Below are 580 nucleotides of genomic sequence, written 5' to 3' on the forward strand. Positions count from 1 at the left end.
GGCACCAGTTGATGATCGTCAGGGCATGACCCCGGCGGTCAGATTGATGCAAAGGTCCCCAGGCTGTAACAGCGAGCCCAACATGGCTTCCAGATTGTCAGGGGTCAGCGAAATCCGCTTATAGCGCATGCCCTGCGCTAAATAAGGTGCGAATTTGCCTTCATGGTCATCAGCTTCAATCACCGTGATATTCGACAGCGGAAGATCGAAATGCCGTTCTAAAACCGGCACAACCGATTGACCAACACTACCATATCCTAACATGACGATCCGGCCGCCAAACGGGACCCGTGTTACCATTCTTACCTCGTGGACAAAGATTGTTAAAAGACCGCGATAATCTATCTATCGCACCGCACAAACGCAAGATAAATCATGCAAATACTTGTTTTACTTACGCTTTTTCGCAAGAATAAGTAAATACAAAGTCATTCACGCCCCGAATCCTGAGCGTGTTAACCTTGAGAATATTGTTTTTCTGAAGAAAGCTGGCTGACAGAAGTCTTGCTAGCGCAAAGCTTAGGATTGAGCCGCGCTCAATTGAGCGCGATAAGTGGTGCCGAACCCACGTAACGGTCGG

General features: G+C 48.6%; 1 protein-coding gene. It reads right to left on the reverse strand.

Annotated features, from left to right (window positions below; translation table 11 throughout):
* Positions 1-18 precede the first annotated feature (18 nt).
* Positions 19-300, reverse strand: a complete 282-nt coding sequence (locus VZ95_RS21150; protein WP_084627985.1) for a saccharopine dehydrogenase NADP-binding domain-containing protein — start codon at positions 298-300, stop codon at positions 19-21.
* Between the last annotated feature and the right edge of the window lie 280 nt (positions 301-580).

Source organism: Elstera litoralis (assembly GCF_000963705.1).
Taxonomy (GTDB): Bacteria; Pseudomonadota; Alphaproteobacteria; order Elsterales; family Elsteraceae; genus Elstera; species Elstera litoralis.

Coding starts and splice junctions, on each gene's coding strand:
- VZ95_RS21150 (WP_084627985.1), bottom strand. CDS start 300: ATGGTAACACGGGTCCCGTTTGGCGGCCGGATCGTCATGTTAGGATAT.